The 25432-nt window shown below is 64.9% G+C and carries 6 protein-coding genes; all 6 read left to right on the top strand.

The features are described 5' to 3' along the window. Nucleotides 1-39 precede the first annotated feature (39 nt). The 6 genes from PL263_RS07635 (at nt 40) to PL263_RS07610 (ending at nt 25429) form a co-directional block, all read left to right on the top strand. Nucleotides 40-447 (top strand): DUF2750 domain-containing protein, encoded by a 408-nt coding sequence (locus PL263_RS07635; RefSeq protein ID WP_260839284.1) that lies wholly within the window; start codon nt 40-42, stop codon nt 445-447. Between the two features lie 157 nt (nt 448-604). Further along, the gene (locus tag PL263_RS07630) at nt 605-1414 is read left to right on the top strand and encodes a hypothetical protein (RefSeq protein WP_278212427.1); all 810 of its coding nucleotides are present in this window, start codon (nt 605-607) and stop codon (nt 1412-1414) included. A gap of 4 nt (nt 1415-1418) precedes the next feature. Continuing rightward, nucleotides 1419-2810, top strand: coding sequence for an amino acid permease (locus tag PL263_RS07625; protein WP_278212426.1), 1392 nt, complete (start codon nt 1419-1421; stop codon nt 2808-2810). 642 nt (nt 2811-3452) lie between these two features. Beyond that, a complete protein-coding gene (locus PL263_RS07620; RefSeq protein ID WP_278212425.1) occupies nt 3453-14612 on the top strand; it encodes a non-ribosomal peptide synthetase/type I polyketide synthase in 11160 nt (3719 codons plus the stop codon). 27 nt (nt 14613-14639) lie between these two features. Then, entirely contained in the window at nt 14640-18737 is a 4098-nt protein-coding gene (locus PL263_RS07615; RefSeq protein WP_278212424.1) for an amino acid adenylation domain-containing protein, read from the top strand. A gap of 50 nt (nt 18738-18787) precedes the next feature. Next, complete coding sequence (locus PL263_RS07610; protein WP_278212423.1) at nt 18788-25429, top strand: type I polyketide synthase; 6642 nt, start codon at nt 18788-18790, stop codon at nt 25427-25429. The last annotated feature ends 3 nt before the right edge of the window (nt 25430-25432 follow it).

Here is a 25432-nt window from a genome sequence, read left to right as displayed (position 1 = left end):
GCTGGTTCCGGAGTATCTTTCACTGCCTGGAATATTGGGATGCGCTACCAACCTCACTCAGACGAAATTGCTGCCGTTCCCGAGATGTCCGATGAAGAATTGCTGGAGTATTTTTTGTACCGCGTGTTCGAGACCGACGAAGTTTGGTGTCTGAAAGACGCCGGGCAACCGGTGCTACGCGACGTGGCCGGCCGGGACACGCTGCCGGTTTGGCCGTATAAAATCTTTGCCGAGGCTGCCGCCAATGGCGACTGGGAGGGGTTGCAGCCGGTGCCGGAATCGGTGGACTATTTTACCTATCAGACCCTAAATCGCGCGGCCGGCCAGGACGTGACGCTGGAAATCCTGCCGCGCGGTCCGGCGCCGGGCTGTTTGATTGCGCCGCAACGCTTGTTCGGTATGCTGGAAAACATGATGGAAGCGCGCGACTACACGGTAGGCGATTGAGCCGGCCGAGAAGGTGGTAGCCGCAGTCGAATCTCGCTGCGGCTAACCTGGCTTGATCGCGGCGGCGGCAGCGGCAAGCTCGCTGGCCGACAAAAGCGTGAACGGATAGCGCCGAAGCTGTATAAATAAGGCTTTCGGCCATTTCGGGTTTGGGCTTATGCAAGAAATTATGTACGACGTCAGCAGTCTGCTGATTGCATTGTTGTTGTTATTGTCGATGTTGCTGGCGATAGAGATCGGCTATCGTGTGGGCCTGCGCATCATGCCGACCGTGCGCGACGACTTCAAGGCCCATGTCAATGCGACCTCGGCATCGCTGGTCGGCATCCTGGCCCTGTTGTTGGGTTTTACCTTTTCGTTGTCTTTGCAGCGTTACGATAGCCGTAGCGAGGCGGTGGTCGACGAGGCCAATGCAATCGGCACCGCCTATTTGCGCGCGCAATTGCTGGCGGAACCGCACCGCGGGCAGAGCTTGGCCTTGCTGCGCGATTACCTGGATTTGCGGGTGCAGACCGGTAACGTCGACCTGACCGAGCGGGTGCGGCGTAAAGCCTTGATCGCCGAAGCCGGCAGAATGCAGGCCAGACTATGGGAATATGCCAGCCAGGCTAACGCCGCCGCACCGAGTCCGGTGACGACCGGCTTGTTCATTCCGGCGTTGAACGAGATGATCGACAATTTCGGCAAGCGCGACGCCGAGATGAACCGGCACGTACCGGAATTCGTGCTGTTGCTACTGTACGCTACTTTCCTGATGACCGGCGCTATCGTCGGTTACGCCACCGGCTTGTCCGGCCACCGCGCTTCTTTCGTCACCCATATCATGGTCGGCTTGATCGTGGTGTTAGTGTTCATCATTCTCGATCTGGACCGGCCGCACCGCGGTTTGATTCAGGTTAGCCAGGATAGCCTGACCGGTTTGCAGGCGGCGATTCGCGGTCAGGCCGGCGCCAATCCGGCGGAGTAGAGGCATGACGCGGCGCGCTGCGAAAATATCGGAATCGACCGGCATCGCCCCACCGCCGGACCGGCTGAGGCCCAGCCTGCACTGGTTCCATCTGCTCGCGCTCGGCGTCGGCGCCATCGTCGGCACCGGCATTCTGACCTTGATCGGCGTCGGTGCCGGCAAGGCCGGTCCGGCCGTGGTGGTGTCTTTCGTGTTTGCCGGCCTGGTCTGCGCTTGCGCGGCGCTGGCTTATGCCGAAATGGCGACTGCGATGCCGCAGGCCGGCGGCGCGTACACCTATGCCCGGCTCGTAATCGGCGAGCGGATCGCCTGGCTGGTGGGCTGGAGCCTGATTCTGGAGTATTCGCTGGTGGTCAGCGCCGTCGCGGTCGGTTGGTCGGGGTATGCCGCACCGTTGCTGCACGACGCGCTGGCGATTCCGTGGCACTGGATGCAAGGCCCCGAGGCCGGCGGCAGCGCCAATCTGCCTGCCGTGGCCGTCATCGCCGCCGTGGCGGCAGCTTTGATCTACGGCACCCGGGAAAGCGCAACTTTCAACGCACTGTTGGTAGGCTTGAAACTGGTCGCCTTGCTGCTGTTCGTCGTGTTGGCGGCGCGCGAATTCGACCCGGTCAATCTGCAACCTTTCATGCCGTTCGGTTTTGCCAAACAAACCGGCGCCGACGGCGTCGAGCGCGGTGTGATGGTCGCCGCGGCCATCATCTTTTTTGCGTTTTACGGTTTCGATGCGATCGCCACCGCGGCCGAAGAAGCCCGCGATCCGGAACGGGATCTGGCGCTCGGTATCGTCGGTTCGATGTTGGTCTGCGTGGCGATTTACATTGCTGTCGCGCTGGCGGCGTTGGGGGCGCTGAGTTACGAACGGTTTGCCGCCAGTCCGGAGCCGTTGGCCTTGGTGTTGCGCGAACTGGGTCAACCATTGGCGGCGCGGTTTCTGGGCTTGTCCGCGGTTGTGGCGTTGCCGACCGTGATTCTGGCGTTCTTTTACGGCCAAAGCCGGATTTTCTATGCGCTGGCGCGGGACGGCCTGTTACCGGCCGCGCTGGCCAAAATTTCCCGGCGCGGCACGCCGGCCGGCGCCACGGCCTTTACTGCGTTGCTGGTCGGCGCCATCGCCGGCACGTTTCCGCTGGCGGAGATCGCGGCATTGGCCAATGCCGGAACCTTGCTGGCGTTTAGCGCAGTCGCCGCCAGCATGCTGATCTCCCGCCGGCAAGGTCCGCCGCCGCCGGGCCGCTTCCGCGCGCCGCTGCCCTGGCTGACCGGCCCGCTCGCCATTCTGGGCTGCGGCTATTTGTTCGTCAGCCTGCCGTGGCAAACGCAAGCCTATTTCCTGATCTGGAATGCATTGGGCGGCCTGATTTACTGGATTGCCGCCAAACGCCGCCGCTCTTGAAGCTGCCGTAACCGGTATCATCTGTTCAGCTTTCATCTCCACCGTTTCCAAAGTCCCGCTTGCCCGGTAAGGCATAAACCGGAGGACCGTCGGCACCGGTAACCCTTAGCTTAACGTTCCCCAGCTTCAGCGCCGGTTCAGCCGCCGCGAACCCGCAATCGTCTTGCGGCCATACTACGGCGCCGATTTATTTTCAAGTTTAACTGAGCCGTAACATACCTCCCTTATTCTTTATCGCGTTAATTGCATAAGGTGCTGACAAAATCCAGAAAATACCGGAAACGTGCAGGAAATAGTAACCAATTTTACGGAACGTGCCGTGATGTCGCGGGGCTGGGTTGGCTTTTGTCGCATGATTATGGCGTCTAGCGAGGCGACGCCGGGCGCAATGCGGAAACCGATGGCGCGTAACGACAACACCGCAGGCCGCGACCGCCAACAATAGCCGGTGGCGCGGCTGATTCCTGTCCCTGCTTATGCTGCTTTCGGATATGTCTGTGAACAATTTCACGTTATTTGGGATAAGTCCGTTACTGATTCAAAGTTCCAAAAAAAATATCGTAACGCTGCATCGGCTAACGCTGAATTTGCACAGCAAACAACCCCGATTCGAAACGAAGAGAGCCTTAAAGAGTGAAACCCGTGACTAGCGATTCAATTGCATCCGTGCTCGGAGCCGAGCAAAAAAATGCCGATTCCGCCGCAGCGGCGCCGGTTGCCGATTTATTGGGTTTGCTGGAACACCGTGCCGAAATCCAACCCGATTTTCCGATCTATCACTACCTGCGCGACGGCGAAGACCTGGCGGAAACGCTGTCGTTTCGAGACGTGGCCTTGAAGGCGAAAACCGTGGCCGCGGCTTTGCAAGGCATCGCCGCCGAGGGCGAGCGGGTCATGCTGTTGTATTTGCCGGGTATCGAATTCATTACCTCTTATTTCGGTTGCTTGTACGCCAAGCACATCGCGATCCCGTTACCGCCGCCGCGCCAATCGCGCATGCTGCAAACCCTGGAAAAAGTCCTGGAAATTGCCCGTTCGGCGCAACCGGTGGCAGTGTTGACGACGCAGGCGGTCAAGGAAAAAGCGGAAGAACATTTCGGCAGCCTGCCCGAATTTGCGGCGATGCGCTGGCTGGCGACCGATACCCTGGATGCCGGGCTGGCTGACGGCTGGCGTAAACCGGACGTCGCAGCCGACGATATCGCCTTCCTGCAATACACCTCGGGTTCGACCTCGTTGCCGAAGGGCGTGATCCTGACCCACGCCAACCTGATGTGCAACATGCAGTACTTCGACCGCAGTGGGGTCCACAGCGCCGAGTCCCGATTGTTGACCTGGCTGCCGCCGTTTCACGATCTGGGCCTGATTTACGGCCTGCTGACGCCGGTCTATTGCGGCATGGCCTGTTACATCCTGCCCAACGCCGCCTTCGTGCAACGGCCGGCGCGCTGGCTGGAAGCGATCAGCCGCTTCGGCATCACCCATACCATGGGGCCGAACTTCGCCTTCGACCTGTGCCTGCACGGCGTCGGCGACGAGCAATTGGCCGGGCTGGACCTGAGCCGCTGGCAACACGCGCTGAACGGCGCCGAGCCGGTCAGGATGCAGACCATGCGCGCCTTCGCCGAACGCTTCGCCGCGGCGGGCTTCGATTTCCGCGTGTTCAGTCCCAGTTGGGGATTGGCCGAAGCGGCTTGTATCGTTACCGGTCTGCACTACGCCGGTAGCGGCCAGCACCGGCAGCAGCGGCCGGCGGCGGAAGAAGTCTGGGTCCGCGCCGCCGAATTGCAACGCAACCGGCTGGTATTCGCCAGCGCCGACGAGCCGTCGGCATTGTCGCTGGCCGGTAGCGGCTACCCGATTGCCGATACCGAATTGCTGATCGTCGACCCCGATACCCTGGCGCCATGCCCGGCCGATCGGGTCGGCGAAGTCTGGGTCCGCAACGGTGCGGTATCGCCGGGTTATTGGCAAAATCCCGAGCAGACCCAGGCCACCTTTCACGCCTGTGTGGCCGGCGACGATTCCGGCCGGCGCTGGATGCGCACCGGCGACCTGGGCTTTTTATACGCCGATCAACTTTATATCACCGGCCGCTTGAAGGACGTCATCATCGTCCGCGGCCAAAACCATTATCCGCAGGATATCGAATGGACGGTGGACAAGGCCCACCCGTTATTAAAGATGGGCGGCGCCGCGGCCTTCACCGTCAGCGCCGACGGCGAGGAACGCCTGGTGGTGGTCGCCGAAACCTCGCGCCGTTTCAAGGCCGAGCAGCATGCGCAGGAATTGTTCGCGGCGATCCGCAAGGCGGTGGCCGACGGCCACGAGCTGCAAACCGCCGCCATCGCGCTGTTGCGGGAAAGTGCTATCCCGAAAACCACCAGCGGCAAAATCCAGCGCGCGGCAACCAAGCGCGGCTTTTTGCAACAGAGTCTGCAGCCGTTGGCGCAATGGATCAATCGCAATCTGGAACGGCAACTGGCGCCAACCGAATCCGGCGCCGCCGCAACCCGGCCCGACGCCGAGGCGGTGCGCGCCTGGTTGCGGCAGCGGGTAGCTGAAGTGTCCGGTCTGGAGCCGGCCGAAATCGGTTGCGATGCCGCGTTCGGCGAATTTGGTCTGGATTCCAATTTATCCGTGCGCCTGACCGACGAACTGGAAAAAGCCTTCGGCTACGGCCGCTTGCCGGCCAATTTATTGTTCGACTATCCCAGCATCGACCGGGTCGTTGAGTATTTGTGCCGCGGCGAAGCCGAGACGCTCGCCAGCGAATCCGCCGCCGAAGCAAGTGCCGACATCGCGATCGTCGGCATGGCCTGCCGCTTTCCGGGGGCGGACGACACCGCGGCGTTCTGGGATTTACTGAGCGCCGGCACCAGCGCGGTGCGACCGCTGCCCGCCGAGCGCAAGGCCTTGCTGGCCGGCTTGGTGGACGATGTCGACGCGCTCGGCGCCGCCGGCTGGCTGGACGGCATCGACCTGTTCGATCCGGCGCCGTTCCATATTTCGCCGAAAGAGGCGGAGATACTCGATCCGCAGCAGCGCTTGCTACTGACCGCGGCCTGGACCGCGCTGGAACAGGCCGGCATTTCCCGCGAGGAATTGGCCGGCTCCGCTACCGGCGTGTTCATCGGCATCAGCGGTTCGGAGTACGGGCAATTGGCCTGGCGCAGCGACAGCAGTTTGGACGGCCACGCCGGCACCGGTACCGCCGCCAGTATCGCCGCCAACCGGCTTTCTTATTTTCTGGACTTGCGTGGCCCCAGCTTAGCAGTAGATACGGCCTGTTCCTCGTCGTTGGTGGCGGTGCACCTGGCCTGCCAAAGCCTGCTGGCCGGCGAGTGCGACACCGCTCTGGTCGGCGGCGTCAATTTGATGCTGAATCCGGCCTTGACTCGCGCCCTGGGCAAGGCCGGCATGCTGTCGGTGACGGCCGCCTGCCATAGTTTCGACGCCGCAGCCGACGGTTACGTGCGCGGCGAAGGCGTCGGGCTGGTGGTGTTGCGCCGGGAAACGCTGGCGGCCGGGCGCGGCAATCGGGTGCTGGCGTACATCGCTGGCAGCGCGATCAACCAGGACGGCCACAGCTTCGGCCTGACCGCGCCGAACGGCGTCGCTCAACGCGCCTTGTTACGCCGGGCCTATGCCGCTGCCAAACTGGAGCCGAATACGGTCGATTATCTGGAAGCGCACGGTACTGGCACCGCGTTGGGTGATCCGATCGAAGCCGGTGCCCTGGCCGAGGTGGTCGGGGCCGGCCGCGAGCGGCCCTGCCTGATCGGTTCGGTCAAGGCCAACATCGGCCATCTCGAGGCCGCGGCCGGTATTGCCGGCCTGATCAAGGCCGTGTTGTGCCTGCAACACAATGCCGTACCGCCGCTGGCCGGATTCAGTGCGCTGAATCCGCACATCCGCTTCGATGCCAAGGCGCTGGCGGTCAATACCGAACTGCGCCGTTTCGCTGCAGAACAGCCGTTGCGCCACATCGGCGTGACGTCGATGGGCTTTGGTGGCAGCAACGCCCACGTCGTGCTGCGCCGGGCGGAACCGGCCGTTGCCGCCGTGAATCGGCCGCAGCGTTCGCATTACGCCTTGTTGTTGTCCGCAGAGCGGCCGGCCGATTTGGCGGCATTGGCTGCGGTATACCTGGATTTTCTGCCAGCCGGCGCCGAGCGCTGGGCCAGCCTGTGTTATCAGGCCAACCGCGGCCGCAGCGGCTTGCCTTACCGCAGCGTGTTGCATGCCGCCGACAGCGGCGAATTGCTGGCCGGCCTGGCCCGGCTGGCGCAAAGCGGTCAGGCTGGGCCGGCGGCTGTCGTCGGCACGCCGAAACCGCTGGCCCTCCTGTTTACCGGTCAGGGCAGCCAATATGCCGGCATGGCCCGCGGATTGTACGCGCATGCGCCGGTGTTCCGGGCCACGGTCGACCAATGCGATCTGTTATTGAGCGGCGCCGGAATGGCGCCGGTGGCGCCGTTGTTGTACGGCCCGGACGCGCTGGATAGCGACCATCTGGCCGAAACCGCGACCGCGCAACCGGCGTTGTTCGTGGTCGGCTATGCGCTGGCGCGCTATTTCGAAAGCTGCGGCCTGGCTCCGGCCGTCGCGGTCGGCCACAGTCTGGGCGAATACGTCGCCGCCTGCTTTGCCGGGGCGATGTCGCTGGCCGATGCCTTGCGCCTGGTGGTGTTGCGCGCGCAACTGATGCAGCGCTGTTCCGACCGCGGCGGCATGCTGGCGATGCTGACCGACAAGGCCGCCGCTCTGGAACTGATCGCCGCCGATCCGGGGCTGGCGCTGGCAGCCGACAACGGCCCGGCCCAGGTCACGGTCTCCGGTCCGCTGCCGGCGCTGGAAGCGCTGACCGAACGTGCCAAGGCTGCGGGTATCGCCGTGCTGCCGTTGAAGGTCAAGCGCGCTTTTCATAGCGCCGACATGGAACCGATACTCGAAGAATTCCGCGCCGTCGCCAATCAGGTGGCGTGGCAAGCGCCGCGGCTGCCGGTGATCGGCAACCTGCACGCGGCGCCGGTAGCGCGCTTCGACGCCGACTATTGGGTCGAACATCTGCGCCAACCGGTACGCTTTAGAGAATGCATCGCCGCCGCCGAGGCGTTAGGCGCCGGAACGTTTTTGGAGATCGGCGCGCAACCGGCATTGGCTGCAATGCTGCGCCGCTTCGACCCGGCCCCGGCCGTCGTCTCCAGCCTGGATGCGCAGCGCCCCGACTGGCTGGCGCTGAATTCGGCCCTGGCCGAGTTGTGGCGCGCCGGTTACCGAGTCGATTTCGGCGCCGCTTGGGCCGGCGAAACCTTCGACCAGCTCGATTTGCCCGGCTATCCGTTTCAACCCAGCCGTTTTTGGCTCCAACCTACCACCAGGACACCCATGACGACCGCGACCGCCACCACCACGACCGGCGAACTTGCCCGTTTACTAGCCCCGTTGCTGAAATGCGCAACCGATGACATCGACCCCAACCGCTCGTTCCTGGAACTGGGCGCCGACTCGCTGGTGCTGGTGGAGTTTCTGCGTCAGGTGCAGGGCCGTTTCGGCGTGCAAGTTGCGATTCACAGTTTATTCGAAGACTTGCGCAGCCTGCAGGCGCTGGCCGCCTGGCTGGCGGAGCAGGGCGCTACTTTGCCGGCCGGTGCCGAGGCAGAGTCGGCCGCTGCCATTGTAGAGGTCGCTAGCTGGTTGCAACGACAGCTCGGCCTGTTGCTGAAACGCCCGGCCGACGAATTGGACAACCGGCGCAGTTTCCTGGAATTGGGCGCCGACTCGCTGGTGTTGACCGAACTGTTGCGCCTGGTTAGCGAACGTTATGCGGTCGACATCGGGATGGCGCGCTTGTTTGCCGAGCTGTCCAGCATCGACACGCTGGCGCCGGCGATTGCCGCCGCCAGCCCGACACTCGACGCCGAGCCGGCCGCCGTAGCGGCATTACCGGCGGCGGCCGAATCGGAACAGGCGCCGTTACCGTCTGCCGCACCCGGCGCCGCAGCCCCAGGCGACTGGCACGGTTTGCTGGAGCGGCAACTGGATGCGTTCAACCGGCTGGTGCAAGACCAACTTGGCTTGTTGCGCGGCGGCGTCTCTTCGCCGTCGCAACCGGCACCCGCGGTGCCGGCATCCAGCCCCAGTCCGGCGCCGGCAGCGGCTCCGGCTTTGCGCCCGGCAACGCCGTTGCCGGCCACCGGTAATGCCGCGGCGGCCGGCTTGAACCCGGCGCAACAACAACATCTGCGCGAACTGGCCGCCGCCTACCAGGCCAAGCACGCCGGCTCGAAACGTTATGCCGAAACCTACCGCGAGGTGTTCGCCGATTACCGCAGTTCGCTCGGCTTCCGCCAAGCGACCAAAGCGATGATCTTCCCGCTGGTGGTCAAAACCGCGGCCGGTTCCCGGATTTACGACCTGGACGGCAACGAATTCGTCGATCTGACCATGGCCTTCGGTTCCAGCCTGCTCGGCTACAACCCGGAGTTGGTCAAGCAAGCCTTGGCCGCCCAGCTGGCGGACGGCATCCAGGTCGGACCTAAAAGCCCTCTGGTCGGCGAGGCGGCGCAGTTGGTGCGCGATCTGACCGGCTGCGAACGGGTGGCTTTCGCCAATTCCGGCACCGAAGCGGTGATGACCGCGGTGCGGCTGGCTCGTGCCGTCAGCGGCCGCACCCGCATCGTCCGCTTTGCCGGCTCTTACCACGGCCATTCCGATACCATGCTGGTCAAGGCCGGCGGCGAGGGTGGCAGCGGTTTGCCGATCGCGCCCGGTGTGCCGCTTTCGGTGGCGCAGGACGCCATCGTGCTGGCCTACGGCGACGAGGCCGCGCTGGCAACGATCCAGCGCCATGCCGGCGAACTGGCGGCCATCGTGGTCGAGCCGGTGCAAAGCCGCCGGCCCGGCCTGCAACCGCGCGAGTTTCTGCAGCGCTTGCGGGAAATCGCCAGCGCCGCCGGTTGCGCGTTGATATTCGACGAAATCATCACCGGTTTTCGTTTGGCGCCGGGCGGCGCCCAGGAATATTTCGGCGTCCGCGCCGACTTGGTGACTTACGGCAAGGTGGCCGGCGGCGGCATGCCGATCGGCATCGTCGCCGGCAACGCCCGCTTCATGAACGCGATCGACGGCGGCCCCTGGCAATTCGACGACGACTCTTATCCGGCGGCCACCGCGACTTTCTTTGCCGGCACCTTCAGCGGCCATCCGCTGACCATGGCCGCCGCCGTTGCGGTACTGCGCCAGTTGCGCGATGCCGGCCCGGCCTTGCAAGCCGGCATCACCGCCAAGACTGCGCGGCTGGTGCAGGAATTGAACGACTATTTCGCCGCCGAGGGTTTCGCGATTCGGGTCAACCACGCCGGCTCCTTGTTCCGCTTCGTGTTTTTCGACAATTACAGCGTCGAATTCCAGCCCATCGAAGCCAATCTGTTTTTCTACCACATGACGCTGCGCGGCGTGTATATCTGGGAAGGCCACACCTGCTTCCTCAGCAGCGCCCATAGCGACGCCGACGTCGACTTTATCGTCCGCGCCGGGCGCGAATCGGCGCAGGCGCTGCGCCAAGGCGGCTTCTTCCCGCCGCCGGCCGGATCGCCATTGCCGGCCAGCCGCGACGCGGCCGGCAGCGAAGCCGGCGCCCAGGCATTGAATGCGCTGGCGACCGCGTTGGCGGCTCAGGCCTTACAAGAATTGCAAGCCTTGCCGGCGCACATCGGCGGCATTTGCAAGGTCGAACGCGCCGCTGGCGCCATCGGCGTGGCACCCAAGCGCCGCCGCCTGTTCGGCCGTATGTTTGCGATGTTGAACGAAGCCGGCTGGCTGCGCGCCGTCGGCGAAGACTGGGAGTTGCTGCAATCGCTGCCGGTGGCGACCGCGGATCTGGAACGCGAGGCGCGCAGTTCGGCCGACGCCGCCGCAGTCGACTTATTGCTGCATTGCGCCGCCGCGTTGCCGGCCGTGCTGTGCGGCCGCAGTGATGCGGCGGAAGTGCTGTTCGGCGGCGAAAACTACGCCTTGCTGCAACGGCTTTACCGCCACGCCCCCGGCGCTGCCGCGGCCAATGCGGCTCTGGCGCGGGCGGCGGCGGCCGCCGCCGCCGTCGCCGACGTTTCCGGCAAAGCCGCGGTATTGGAAGTCGGCGCCGGCACCGGTTCGGCCACCGCGCAATTGTTGCCCGGCCTGAGCCGCCGTGATTTGCGCTATCTGTTTACCGATCTGTCCAGCGCCTTTTTACACCGCGCCGAGCGCGAATTCGCCGCCTACCCACAGGTCGAATACGCCACCCTGGATATCGAACGCGACCCGGCCGAGCAGGGTTTTGTCCGGCAAAGTTTCGATTTGATCGTGGCCTCCAACGTGCTGCACGCGACCGCTGATCTGGGCAAAACCCTGAACCATCTGCGCAGCCTGCTGGCGCCGAACGGTCGCCTGCTGTTGCTGGAATGCGTCGGCCGCCAGCCCTGGCTGGACTTGATCTTCGGCCTGACCGACGGCTGGTGGGCGTTTCAGGACAGCACGTTACGCGCCGATTATCCGTTGCTGCCGGCCGCCGCCTGGACTGAGTTATTGCAACGCGCCGGCTTCATCGAAGCCGCAGCCGAAGTCCATGCCGGTTATCAGGCGGTTATCACGGCGCGGCTGCCGCAGGCGCCGGCCGCGTTGCCGCTGAATGGCGCGCAGCAGGACATCCTGGTGCATCTGGAATTGAGCGAGGAAGTGCAGGCGGCGTACAACGAACTGGTGCTGTTCGAGCTGGCCGGAGCGCCGGAGCGGGACAAACTGGAGCAGGCCTTTCGCGGCGTGGTGGCCCGGCACGACTCGTTGCGCGCTGCATTGAGCGAAGATCGCAGCCAGGTCGTTATCGGCCAGGAGCCGGATACGACGCTGGTCGAAGCCGATTTTTCCGACTTGCCGGATGCACTGGCCGAAGCCAAGGCCCGGGAATGGGTGTTGGCGCGTAGCGCCGAACCTTTCGATCTGACCCGGCCGCCGCTCATTAAAGCGTTTCTGGCCCGGCTGGGTGACGACCGCTACTGGTTGCTGTTTCTGGCCCATCACATGATTATCGACGGCATTTCCTACGGCTTGCTGATCCAGGAAATCGTCGAGTTCTACCGCCACCTGAGCGACGGCAGCGCGCTGGCCCTGCCGCGGCCGGTGACGTTGGCGGAAGCCAATCGCCGGGTTGCCGCGCAACGGCCGCAGGATCGCGAATTCTGGTTGCAGCAGTTCGGCCAGGGCGTCCCGGCACTGGATTTGCCGACCGATTATCCGCGGCCGCCGGAACAGCGTTTCGCTGCGCAGCGCACCTGCCTGGTGCTGGATGCGGAGGTTGCGGCCCAATTGAAAGCGCTGACCCAACGCTGCAATGCGACGCCGTTCATGGTCATGCTGGCCGTCTACCGCTTGCTGTTGAACCGTCTGAGCGGCCAGCAGCGCTCGGTGATCGGCGTGCCGGTGTCGATGCACGGCGACCGGCCCGGCGAAAGCTTCATCGGCTTTGGGGTCAATGTCCTGCCTATCGTCGGCAACAGCGATAGCCAGGCCACCTTCGCCGACTATCTGCAACAGGCCAAGCACGTCTTTCTGCAAGCTTTCGAGCACCGCGGCTTTCCGTTCGCCGAACTGGTGCGCGCCGTCAATCCGGAACGCGATCCGAGCCGGCCGGCGCTGGTGAGCGCGGTGTTCAATTACGAGGCGGTCGGCGCGCTGGCCGGCGGCGGTTTGCGTTTCACGCCGCTGGTACCGCCCAGCGCCCACACCAAATACGAATTGACCTTGGACGTGGTGGCCGACGCCAGCCAAACCGTGCTGGTGCTGACCTACAACACCGCGCTGTTCGCGGCCGACACCGCGGAACGTTTGCTGGCGCGTTACGCCAAGCTGTTGGCGCAGCTGGCGGCGGCGCCGGACACCCGGCTCGGCAGCATCGATTTGCTGCTGGATGAAGAACGCGAGGGCTTGGGCATGAATCCGCCCATCGCCTACGACAACCGCTGCCTGCACCATTTATGCGCGGACCAGGCCAAACGCACGCCGGAACGGATTGCACTGCGTTGGCACGACACCGAATTGAGCTACCGCGAACTGGACGCACAGGCCAACCGGCTGGCGCATCTGCTGCAACAGCATGGCGTCGGTGTGGAAGACCGGGTGGCGGTATGCCTGGCGCGCGGGCCGCAATTGGTGGTGGCCTTGCTGGCGGTATTGAAGGCCGGCGCCTGCTATGTACCGGTCGACCCTAACTATCCGGCCGAACGTCGGGCCGTGATCTTGCGTTGCGCCGAAGCCAAACTGTTGCTCGCCGATACGGCCGATGCCGCCATCTCGGCCGCCGCCAACGCCGCGCCGCTGCTGAGCCCGGCCGACCCGCGTCTGGCCTCGTGCCCGGACACGGCACCGGCCAGCGCGGTCCGCCCGGAACATCTGGCCTACATCATTTTTACCTCCGGCTCCACCGGCCTGCCCAAAGGCGTGGCGATCGAACACCGCAACGCCGCGTCGATGATCGACTGGGCGGCGCAGGAATTCGCGTTACCTGCCGGCGCCGGTATGTTGGCCTCGACTTCGGTTTGCTTCGACCTGTCGGTTTACGAAATCTTTTACCCGCTGGCGCACGGCGGCAAGGTGGTGATGGTGGATAACATCCTGCACCTGCCGGAACTGGCGCGCCAGGACGATATCGCCGTGATCAACACCGTGCCGTCGGCGATGGAAGAAATTCTGCGGCAACGGGCGGTGCCGGCGTCGGTGCGCACCATCAATCTGGCCGGAGAAGCCTTGCCGTTGGCCCTGGTACAGGGCATCCAGCAGCACTATCCCGACGTGGCGGTCTACAACCTGTACGGCCCCTCGGAAGATACCACTTACAGCACCTTCGTCCGTTTCCCGGAACGGTTCCAGGGGCCGGTGACGATAGGCCGGCCGATCGCCGGCAGCCAGCTTTATCTGCTGGACCCCGATCTGAATCCGGTGCCGGCCGGTGGCAAGGGCGAAATTTATCTGGCCGGCAACGGCTTGTGCCGGGGCTATTTCGGCAACCAGGCCGGCACCGCGGCCGCGTTCCTGCCCGATCCGTTTTCGGCGACGCCGGGAGCGCGCATGTACCGCACCGGCGACCTGGGCCGGCTCAATCCGGACGGCATGGTCGAATACCTGGGCCGCTCCGATTTTCAAGTCAAGATTCGCGGTCACCGCATCGAGCTGGGCGAAATCGAAACCGTGCTGGCGCAAGTGCCGGGCGTGCAGCGGGCGGTGGTCATCGCCGACGGCGAGCCAGGCCGCCAGCGCCTGCTGGCTTTCTACAGCGCCGAGACCGAGCTGGGCGACGCGCTTAAACAAACCGCCGCGGCCAAGTTGCCGGCGTTCATGGTACCTGGCGTCTGCACCCGAGTGACGGAATTTCCGTTGAGCCCGAACGGCAAGATCGACCGGCGCCAACTGGCGCAACTGGCCCATGGCCAGGAACCGACCGAGGCCGGGCCGGGCGGACAGTTGCCGCGCAACGCGCTGGAAAGCGAAATTGCCGCGATCTGGGCCGAGCACCTGCAATTGGACAGCATCCATATCGGCGACGATTTCTTTGCCCTGGGCGGCCATTCGCTGCTGGCGACGCAAATCCTGTACGAAATCAATCGCCGCCACGGCTGCCGCTTGCGGCTGACCGACATCATGAAACACCCGACCGTGGCCGAACTGGCGGAAGCCGTATTGGAGCGCGCATTGCAGGATTCGCCGGATTTGCAGGCGCTGCTGGCGGAACTGGTGCGCGACGGCGCCGAATTGGCCGCGTCCTAAGCCAACGGGTTAACTGGAGACAACGAGATGGCAAACACACAATCATTGATCGCCGAACTGAGCAACGAACAGCGCCAGAGTCTGATGGCCAGACTGCAACAACGGTCGCAGGACGATAGGTCCCAAGCCCAAACCGACTTCTACGTGCCGAAACTGCAGCCAATGGGCGAAGCCCGCTTCGAGCCGTTTCCGCTGACCGACATTCAGCAGGCGTATTGGGTCGGCCGGCAGGCGGCATTCGATCTGGGCAATATCGCCGCCCACGGCTACATGGAAGTCGACTGCCGCGGCCTGGATCTGGCGCGGCTGGAAACGGCTTTCAACCGTTTGATCCAGCGCCACGACATGCTGCGCGCCGTCGTCAATCCCGACGGCCGCCAACAGATTTTAAAAACGGTCCCCGCATACCGCTTCGAAGTGCTGGACGCCAGTGTCGCCGGGGACGAGAGTGCCGCCAGTCTCGAGCAAGTCCGCGAGGAAATGTCGCACCAGGTGCTGGATACCGCGGTGTGGCCCTTGTTCGATATTCGCGCCAGCCTGCTGGCGGACGGCGTGGTGCGGCTGCATCTGAGCATAGACGTGCTGATTTTCGACGCCTTGAGCTTCGACATCCTCAGCGAGGAATGGCGCCGGCTGTACCAGGGCGATGAATTGCCGCCGCTGGAACTGTCCTACGCCGACTACGTCCGCGGTCTGGAATTGATGAAGCAAACCGAAGCCTACCGCGAGTCCTGCGCGTATTGGCGGGAAAAGATCAAAGATCTGCCGCCCGGCCCGGATTTTCCGCTGGCCGTGGCTCCGGAAAGCATAGCCCGCCCGCAATTCCGCCGCCTGTCCGCCAGCCTGGACGCCGCGCGCTGGGGCCAAATCAAAAGCCGCGCCCAACGTTTGGGCGTGACGCCGTCGGCGGTGCTGCTGGCCGCCTACGGCGCCGTCGTCGCCCGCTGGAGCAGCCGCAAACGTTTTACCTTGAATCTGACGCTGTTCAATCGGCTGCCGTTTCATCCGCAAGTCAACGCGCTGGTCGGCGACTTTACGTCGGTGGTGTTGCTGGAGCTGGATTATTCCCGGCCGGCGTCATTTTCGGAACGGGTCAAGTCGGTGCAGGCGCAGTTATGGCGCGACATGGACCATCGCTACGTCAGCGGCGTGCAAGTGCTGCGGGAATTGACCGAACAGCGCCGCGACGCCAACGCCTCCTTGTTCCCGGTGGTGTTTACCAGCGCGATCAAACCGAACCCGGCGGACGACACCCCGGCGGCGATGTCCTGGCTGGGCGACGTGCATTACACGATTACGCAGACGCCGCAGGTTTGGCTGGACCATCAGGTCACCGAAGACGCCGGCAAACTGGAATACGATTGGGACTCGGTGTCCGGCCTGTTTCCGGACGGCTTCCTGGAAGCGATGTTCGACGCCTACCGGCAACTGGTCGGCGGCCTGGCTCAGGACGACATGCTCTGGCAACGGCCGGAACTCGACCTGCTGCCGCGCGAGCAGCGGCAACTGATCGCAGCGGCCAACGCCACCGCGGCGCCGGTGCCGGCCGGATTGCTGCACGAACCTTTCGTACGTCAGGCCCGCGCCAATTCGGAGCGGATTGCCGTGATCGACGCCGAGGCCGAATTCAGTTACGGCGAGTTGTACCGGCTGGCCAATCGCTTGGCGCAGCGCTTGTGGCAGAGCGGTGCCGGTAGCGGCGAGCTGGTCGGCATCCTATTGCCGAAAGGCCGCTGGCAGGTGGTGGCCGCGTTGGGCATTCTCGAGGCCGGCGGCGCCTATCTGCCGATCGAACCCGGTTACGGCCCGGACCGGATCGCCCAGATTATCGAATTGTCCGGCTTGCAGCGGGTCGTGGCCGTAGATGCCGCGGCCGGGCTGCGGCTGCCGGCGGGTATCGAAGTGCTGACGGTGGCCGAATTGGCGGCGTCGGCGCAACCGGTCAAAGCGCTGCCGGTAATGCGGCAGCCGACCGATCTGGCTTACGTGATCTACACCTCCGGTTCCACCGGCACTCCGAAAGGGGTGATGATCGACCATCGCGGCGCGCTCAACACCTGCGTCGATATCAACCAGCGCTTTGAAGTCGGTCCGGACGACCGGGTATTGGGCTTGTCGGCGCTGAATTTCGACCTGTCCGTCTACGACATTTTCGGTGTGCTCGGCGCCGGCGGCGCGCTGGTGTTGCCGGATGCCGACCGCCAGCGCGACCCCGGCCATTGGGACGAGATGGTGCAGCGCCACGGCGTCACGCTCTGGAACACCGTGCCGGCTTTGATGGACATTTACACCACCTACCTGGACGAGGTGGCGCGGCGGCCGAATACCAGCCTGCGGCTGGTGATGATGAGCGGCGACTGGATTCCGTTGCCGCTGCCGGAGGCGATTCGGCGCAGTTGCCCCAACGCGCAACAGTTCAGCCTGGGCGGTGCCACCGAAGCCTCGATCTGGTCCATCATCTATCCGATCGGCGAGCTCAGCCCGGACTGGCGCAGCATTCCCTACGGCAAGGCCATGCTCAACCAAAGCTTTCACGTGCTGGACGAGCAGATGCAAGCCTGTCCGGTCTGGGTGCCGGGAGAGCTGTACATCGGCGGCATCGGCGTGGCGCTGGGCTATTGGCGCGACGCCGAGCGTAGCGCGGCCCAATTCGTCACTCATCCCCGCAGCGGCGAAAAAATGTACCGGACCGGCGACCTCGGCCGTTTGCTACCTTGCGGCAACATTGAGTTTCTCGGCCGCAAGGATTTTCAGGTCAAGATCAACGGTTTTCGGGTCGAATTGGGCGAAGTGGAAATCAATATGGCGCGCTTTGCCGGCGTCAAGGCGGCGGTATGCGCCGTCACCGGCGACAGTGGCCGGGCCCGGCAGTTGATCGCCTACTACGTGCGTGACCCGGAGGCGCCGGCCGCCGCCAAAACGGAAGACAACGACAAAATCCGCTTCCGCCTGTCGCAGCCCGGCCTGCGCCGCTTCGACGCCGCCGCCGAGGCGGTGGCGCTGGCCGCGGAGCCAGAGGCGAGCGACGCCGGCTATCGCCGCCGCTCGCAGCGGTTGTTTCCCGACACCGCCGTCGATCTCGGCAGTCTGGGCCGGCTGTTGAGCCGGTTGCGCCGCGATCCGGCTGCGGCCACCCCGAAATACCGCTACGGTTCGGCCGGTTCGCTGTATCCGGTGCAACTCTATCTCTATGCGGTACCGGGCCGGATCGCCGGCCTGGCCGGCGGCATGTATTACTACGATCCGGACCAGCACCGTCTGGTGCATTTGCCCGGTAACGGCCGGATCGACGCCGCGTACTACGGCAGTTGGAATGCGGCGATGGTCGACAGCGCCGCCTTCCACCTGTTCCTGGTCGCCAATCTGGAGGCCATCGAACCCTTGTACGGCCAGGATTCCATGCACCTGTGCCGGATCGAGAGCGGCCTGATCACGCAAATTTTGGAGCAGGACGCGCATCGCTTCGGTCTGGCCACCTGCCAGCTCGGCGGTTTCGATTTCGAACGGGCCCGGCCGCTGTTCCAGCTGGAACAGCGTTCGGCCTATCTGCACGCGCTGGTCGGCGGCGTCGAACTCGGGGACGCGGAACTGCGCGAACTGCAACTGGCGCAAGCCCGGTTCCAGCATTCCGACGCCGGTTTCGAAACCCGTTTGCGCGACTACCTGAACCAGAAACTGCCCGACTACATGGTGCCGTCGCTGTTTATCCGCCTCGACGAACTGCCGCTGTCCGCCAACGGCAAACTCGACCGCAAAGCCCTGCCGCAACCGCGCAAGGAAGTCGAGGCCGTCGCCGCCGTGGCGGTGGCCGATTCCGATCTGGCCCGGCAAATCTGCGGCGTCTGGCGCGAAGTGCTCGGCGTGGACAGCGTCGGCCCCGGCGACAACTTCTTCGACCTGGGCGGTACCTCGGTGGACATGATCAAGATCCATACCCGGTTGCGGCCCTTGTTGAGCAAGGACGTGCCGTTGCTGGACATGTTTTTCGTCTACCCGACCATCGCCGCGCTGGTCGACTACCTGCAACCGAAACCGCGCGCCGCGGCACCGTCCGCCGCGGCCGCAGACGGCGCGCGGCGGCAACGCTCCGGCCGGGCGCCGCGCCGCCGCAGCGGCGCGGAATAAGCCCGCCTGCCGCCAATTTCATCGAAACATAGACAACGGAAGCAAAGCACATGCAAGCAAATCAAGCCAACTCGGGCGCCATTGCCATCATCGGCCTTGCCGGCCGTTTTCCGGGAGCGAATTCGGTCAGCGAATTCTGGGACAATCTGGTTGCCGGCCGCGACGCGTTGCGGCATTACACTCAGGAAGAAGTGCAGCAGGGCATCGCCGCGCATGACGCCGCCTCGATTCCCTACGTGCGCAAGCAAGTGGCCGGCGGTTCCTGGGTGGCCGCCGGTTATTACCTGGACGACGTCGATAAATTCGACGCCGGTTTTTTCGGCTATACCCCGGCCGAAGCCGAGCTGCTCGATCCGCAGCAGCGCTTGTTCCTGGAGTGCGCCTGGGCGGCGCTGGAAGACGCCGGTTACATCCCGGACGACTGCCCCGGCACGGTCGGCGTCTATGCCGGCACCGCCTTGTCGCGCTATTTTTTCAATAACATTTTCCCGAACCGCGACATCATGTTCGCGTCGTCCAAGGACTTGATCGCCGGCATCGGCAACGAGCCGGATTACATCACCAACCGCACCGCCTACAAACTAAACCTGACCGGGCCGTCGATCACGGTGCAAACCGCGTGCTCGACCTCCCTGGTCGCGATCCATCTGGCCTGTCGGGCCTTGCGCGCCGGCGAATGCGACTCGGCGCTGGCCGGCGGCGCCCTGGCGACCGTGCCCGGCGGCCTGGGCTACCAATACCAGGAAGGCAGCATGGCTTCGCCGGACGGCTTGTTGCGCACCTTCGACGCCAAAGCCGAGGGCACCGTGTTCAGCGAGGGCGGCGTCGGCATCGTCGTGTTGAAACGCCTCGAAGACGCGTTGGCCGACCACGACCGGGTTTATGCGGTGATCCGCGGTACTGCGGTGACCAACGACGGTGCCTTCAAGGCCGGTTATACCGCGCCGGGTATCGACGGCCAGATGCATGTGATCGAGCGGGCCTTGGCCGATGCCGGGGTCGATCCGGACCAGATCAGCTATGTCGAAGCCCACGGCACCTCGACGCCGCTGGGTGATCCGATCGAGATTACCGCGTTGGCGCGGGCCTGGCGCAAGCGTACCGAACGCACCGGCTATTGCGCGCTGGGCTCGCTGAAAACCAATGTCGGCCATCTGGCACCGGTGGCCGGCGTCGCCTCGGTAATCAAGACCGCCCTGGCCTTGTGGCACCGCACGCTGCCGCCCAGCCTGCATTTCGGCACGCCGAATCCGCGCATCGATTTTGCCAACAGCCCGTTCTTCGTCAACGACACTCTGCGCGACTGGGATTGCGCCGGTACCCGTTACGCCGCGGTCAGCTCGTTCGGCATCGGCGGCACCAATGCCCATGCAATCATGGAAGAAGCGCCGCCGCAGCCGGTCACCCGTTCCGGCGCAAAATTGCGCAGCTTCGTGTTGTCGGCCAAATCTTCCAAGGCCTTGAGCCGGGCCGCGGAAAATCTGGACGATTTCTTGCGCCGCCAACCCGGCGTCGATTTGGACGACGTGGCTTTTACCTTGCAAGAGGGCCGCAAAGCCTTTCCGGTACGCGCCGCCGTCGCTGCCGATAGTTTGGAGACCCTGCAGCAGGGGTTGGCCGCGATTCGCGACAATCCCGCCAAAACCAAGGCGCTGCCGGCCGACGCCAAGAAAGTATTCCTGTTCACCGGCCAGGGCAGCCAGTATCTGACCATGGGGCGCGGGCTTTACCAAAATCTGCCGGTGTTCCGCCAGGTGTTCGACGACTGCTGCGACCAGCTGCGTGGCCATTTGGGGCTGGATTTGCGCGATTTCGTGCTGGCCGCCGATCCGACCGATGCGGCGCTCACTGAACAACTGGGGCAGACCCGCTTGGCACAGCCGATGCTGTTCGCCTTCGAATATGCGCTGGCGAAACAGATGCAGGCGCTCGGCATCGAGCCGGACGCGATGATCGGCCACAGTCTGGGCGAATATGTCGCGGCCTGCCTGGCCGAGGTATTCGAGCTGGACGCGGCCTTGCGGCTGGTGGCTTTGCGCGGCGCGCTGATGCAGGCCATGCCGTCCGGGGCCATGCTGTCGGTATCGCTGGACGAAACCGCGGTAGCGGCCTATGTCGGCGGCGAGGTCAGTCTGGCCGCGGTCAACAGTCCGAATGCCTGCGTGTTGTCCGGGCCGCACGCGGCAATCGCGGCGGTACGCGAGCGGTTGGAAGCGGCCGGCGCCGCCTGCCGGCCGTTGTTGACGTCGCACGCCTTTCACTCGGCAATGATGCAGCCGATGATCGCCGATTTTACCGCTGCGGTGCGGCTGGCGGCGCCCAAAACGCCGAGTCGGCCCTACGTCTCCAACCTGACCGGCGACTGGATGGCCGCCGCCGACGCCTGCGACCCGGACTACTGGGCCCGGCATTTGCTAGGCTGCGTCCGTTTTCGCCAGGGTATGGCGACTTTGTTGGCCGGCGGCGGCAGTTATTTCATTGAAATCGGCCCCGGCAACGTGTTGAGCACCTTCGCCAGACACGCGATCAATGCCGCCAAAGCGGCGGCGGCCGTGGTGCAAACCGTGCGCCACCCCAAGGAAACCAAGCCCGACGCGCTGGTATTGCGCCAGGCGCTGGGCGATTTGTGGGCGGCCGGGCTGGAGCTGGATTGGGAACGGGTCGATAGCGATAACCAGGGACGGCGGATTTCGCTGCCGACCTATCCGTTCGCCCGCGAGCGCCACTGGCTGGAACCGCCGCAAGCCGGCGCCGCCGGCACGGAAAACCCGGCGCAACGTCTGGCCGATCCGGCGCAATGGTTTTACGCGCCGTCGTGGAAACGCCAGCCCGGCCGCCTGCCGGACATCGGTGATTGGTCCGGCGAGAGGGTGTTGATCGTCGCTGAGCGTAACGGCTTGAGCCGGGCCCTGGCCGAGCGGATCGAGGCGGCCGGCGGCAGCGCGGTGATTGCTGCGCCGGGCGCCGGCTTCGCCGACGACGGCGAAAGCGGTTACAGCTTGAATATCGGCGAAGCGGCCGACTTCGAACGGCTGGCCGCGGTGTTCGCCGAGGCTCAGCCTACCGCAATCGTACATGCGCTGTGCGCCACGCCGCGCTCTGCAGCCGGACTCGACAGCGAGGACTATTGGCTGGAGCGCAGCTTTCACAGTCTGGTGTTTCTGGCGCAGCAGTTTTCGGCCGAGGCCGGCGACCGCCGCCTGCCGTTGCTGACGCTGTCCAGCGAAATCCACGATGTGTTGCCGGCCGAGCCGGTCAACCCGCTGAAGGCGGCGTTGCTTGGCGTGCATCTGTGCCTGGGCCACGAATACCGCAAATTCCTGAGCCGCAATCTTGATTTCGGCCCGGACGATCTGGTCGGCGCCGCTGCCATCGCCGCCAGCGCCGACCGCGCTGTCGGCGAGCTGGCGCGGCTGCGCGGCGAAACCAAACCGCTGCTGGCGCCGGCCGACCATTTCGCCGCCTGCCGCCACGGTTACCGTTGGGCGGCGCACTACGAACCGACCCGCATCGACCCGGCGCCGCTGGATTTCACCGCCGACGGCGCCTATCTGGTGACCGGCGGTCTGGGCGGGCTGGGTCTGGCCGTGGCCGACTACATGGCCGCCCGCGGCGCCAAACATATCGTCCTGCTCGGCCGCTCGGCCTTGCCGCCGAAAGCCGAGTGGCCGCGTTGGCTGGCCGAACACGAGGCGCAGGACCGTAGCGCCGAGCGCATCCGCAAACTGGCGGCGATCGAGGCTCGCGGCGCCGAAGTCGAAATCTGCCAGGGCGACGTGGTCGATGCCGAGCGTATGACCGAACTGGTGGCGGCGTTGCTGGACAAATACGGTCGGATCGCCGGGGTGGTGCATTCGGCCGGCGTGGCCGGCGGCGGCTTGATCCAACTGAAAACCCGCGACGCGGCCGAAGCCGTACTGCGGCCCAAGGTGCGCGGCATCCTGGCGCTGGAGCAGGCGTTCCGCGCCGCCGATACCGAGCCCGGCTTCATCGTGCTGTTTTCGTCCTTGTTTGCCGTGATCGGCGGTATCGGCCAAGTCGATTATTCCGCCGCCAACAACGTGCTGGACGCCTATGCCCGCGCCGGTTTCGGCGCCAGCAAGGTGGTGTCGTTGAACTTCGGCGGCTGGCGCGAGACCGGCATGGCGGTCGATGCCGGCTTGTACGCCCGGCGCGAACTGCCGCCGCTGCCGGCCGGCAAGACGCTGGCTCATCCTTATCTGCACTCGTGTCGGGAAAAATCGGCGCAACACGCCAGCTACGCGGCCTGGCTGCGCGAACCGGACCACTGGGCGCTGCTCGAGCACCGGATCGAAGGCGTGGCGACGATGCCCGGTACCGGCCTGGTGGAAATGGTGCGGGCGGCGTTCCAGGATTATCGCGGCGCCGAACAGGTAGCGATCGATAATTTATATTTCTTCCGGCCGCTGATGGTACCGGCTCTGGACATGGCCGAAGTGCATTGCGACTTTAACGCGTTGCCGGGCGGCGGCTACGGCTTCGAGGTCTACACCCGGGAAGCCGGGGTCAAGGCGCCGCTGCTGGCCGGCGATATTTACGCCGCCGAGCTGGCGGTGGCCCGGATCGACCCGCAGGCATTGGCGGCAAGCTGCAGCGGCGAGGTGCTGGATTTTAGCGACGGCCGGCCGCAGGCGGTGCAGGACGATTCCGGCTTCCTCAGTCTGGGGCCGCGCTGGCAAGTGCTAAGTCAGATCCGCTGCGGCGGTGACCATCTGTTGGGCCGCTTGCAGTTGCCGGCCGCTTTTGTCGACGACCTGAATCAGTTCATGCTGCATCCCAGCCTGCTGGACATGGCCAGCGGCCCGATCACCGGCCATCTGTTGCGGCGGCTGGATTTGGATATCGACGGCGAATACCTGCCGTTCGGTTACGGCCGGCTGACGATCGCCGCGCCGTTGCCGGCCGAATTTCTCAGCCACGTTTGTTTCCGCGGCCTGAGCGGCGACCGCGAATCGCTCAGTTTCGACATTGCCTTGTACGACATGGCCGGGCAGCGCCTGGCCCAAATCGACGAATTCACCTTGAAGAAAGTGCCGGCCGGCGCCTTTGCCTTGCCGCCGGCCACCGCCGCCGACAGTCACGGCGAGGACGATAGCCTGTCCACCGCCGAAGGCCTGGAGATCTTCCAACGGGCGTTGGCGTCTGCCGCCTCGCCGCAATGGGTGATCAGCCCGCAGCCGCTGGATGCCTTGCTGGAACGGATGCAGGCGCAACGCGCCGCGGAGGAAGCCGGAACAACGGCTGCCAAGCCGAAACTGCAGCGCGAGGACGCCGATGCCGCGCCGCCGACCAATCCCACCGAAGAAATCCTGGTCGGCATCATGGAGGGCGTGTTGGGCATCGAACCGGTCGGTATTTACGACAATTTCTTCGACATGGGGGTGGACTCGGTGATGGGGATACAAGTCGTGTCGCAAGCCAAGCGCTTCGGCTTGACCGTGAAACCCAACCAGTTGTTCGAACACCAGACCGTTGCCGCGTTGGCGGCCGCGATCGGTGCTTCGGCGCCGACGGCGGCCGAACCGGCCTGGCTGACTTTCGGCCAGCGCGAATTGCTGGCGGCCGGCCGGGGCTGGGACAGCCTGCAGCTGGAATTGCCTGCTGCCGTCACTACCGACGATCTGACTGCGGCGCTGGCCGCGGTGGCGGCGGACTACCCGCTGCTGCTGGCCCGGATCGAGATCAACGGCGAGGCACCGAGCTGGACACAGGCGGAAACCGTTGCAATTCTGGCGGCGGACGCGGCGGCGGAAACCGGCGGCGAAGGCGCATTTCGGGTCTTAGCCGATGGCCGTAGGCTTGTGCTGCAAGCCCGGCCGGTATTGGGTCTGGATGCGGCCGGGCTGAGCCAAATCGGCGCCGCGGTGCTAGCCCGCTTGTCGGGTAGCGCCGCTGCGGCGCCGCTCGCGCCCTGGCGCCCGGCCGCCGCCGCCGATTTGGCCGCCGCCGCCGGCGAGCGCGATGCTCAGGCCGAGAGCGCCGGCTATGCCGCGCTGCCGGACCAATCCGCCGCGCTGGCAGCGACCGGCGCTTGCGCCGCCGCGGCCGAAATCCGGATCGAGGCCGACCAACTCCAGGGCCTGGAACGCCTGCGCGCCGCGTTGAATCTGGATGCCGAGGATCTGCTGCTGGCGGCATTGGCCGCCAGCATCGGCGAATGTTTTGCGCTGGAGCCGGTCGCGGTCCGCTACGTGCAAACCCATATCGTTGCCGAATCCGGCGCCGTATTGCGCTACAGCTATCCGCTCTGTCTGGAAACGGACAGCGATGCATTGACGGCGACCACCCTGGCCAAAGCTGCCCGCAAGCAAGCGCCCAGCGCCGGTTTCGGTTTCGAATTGGCCGCTTCCGGATTGCCGTTGCCGAGCGTGCGTTTCACCTGGCTGGGCCATTACGGCAACGGCCGGTTCGAACCGGAGGCCGTGCTGGCCGCCGGCGAGGCCTTTGCCGTCAGCGCCTGTCTGGCAGCGGACGGATTGCTGTTGCGGTTGGCTGTGGATGCCGAACAGGTAGAGCAATTGCCGCGACTAAGCACGGCGTTGGAAAACACCGTGCTTGCCTACTTGGCTGCAGCCGAACAGGCTCAGGGCCGGGGATTTACCGCCGCCGATTTCGGCGACGCCGGTTTGTCCGAAGAGGACTTCGCTACCTTGTTCCAAACCATCGAATAACGA

Source organism: Methylomonas sp. EFPC3 (genome assembly GCF_029643245.1).
Classification (GTDB): domain Bacteria; phylum Pseudomonadota; class Gammaproteobacteria; order Methylococcales; family Methylomonadaceae; genus Methylomonas; species Methylomonas koyamae_B.
Note: the sequence above shows the minus strand (reverse complement) of the source record. Positions and strands in the feature narration are given on the sequence as shown.

Excerpts from the sequence above, each read along its gene's own strand:
- PL263_RS07625 (WP_278212426.1), top strand. The coding sequence starts at position 1,419 with ATGACGCGGCGCGCTGCGAAAATATCGGAATCGACCGGCATCGCCCCA.
- PL263_RS07630 (WP_278212427.1), top strand. The coding sequence starts at position 605 with ATGCAAGAAATTATGTACGACGTCAGCAGTCTGCTGATTGCATTGTTG.
- PL263_RS07635 (WP_260839284.1), top strand. The coding sequence starts at position 40 with ATGCGCTACCAACCTCACTCAGACGAAATTGCTGCCGTTCCCGAGATG.
- PL263_RS07610 (WP_278212423.1), top strand. The coding sequence starts at position 18,788 with ATGCAAGCAAATCAAGCCAACTCGGGCGCCATTGCCATCATCGGCCTT.
- PL263_RS07615 (WP_278212424.1), top strand. The coding sequence starts at position 14,640 with ATGGCAAACACACAATCATTGATCGCCGAACTGAGCAACGAACAGCGC.